Source organism: Flavobacterium psychroterrae, assembly GCF_018380615.1.
Classification (GTDB): domain Bacteria; phylum Bacteroidota; class Bacteroidia; order Flavobacteriales; family Flavobacteriaceae; genus Flavobacterium; species Flavobacterium psychroterrae.
In genome coordinates this window covers 1-249 of the sequence record NZ_JAGYVZ010000112.1, presented here as the reverse complement: position 1 = coordinate 249, position 249 = coordinate 1, and the positions used below count along the sequence as shown (strand labels likewise).

1 pseudogene is annotated in these 249 nt (G+C 26.5%); it reads left to right on the top strand.

From position 1 onward, the window contains the following. Positions 1 to 108, top strand: a pseudogene (locus KHA90_RS25285) (IS982 family transposase); the annotation flags it as partial. Positions 109 to 249 lie beyond the last annotated feature (141 nt).

Here is a 249-nt window from a genome sequence, read left to right as displayed (position 1 = left end):
TTTAAAACAAGAATATTAGCAAAAATAGCAGCACTTACATTGGTTCAATATATTAACAAATTTATATTTGACAGACCAATTAATAATATTAAAAATCAAATAATTTAATTTCACCCAACGGGTTATTAGATTAAAAAAGTATAAATCATATAAAGGGGAACAAGGAAAAATAGCGCCTAATATATTAAAGCGCAATTTTAAAGCAGCAATGCCAAATGAAAAATGGGCCACAGATGTTACAGAGTTTAA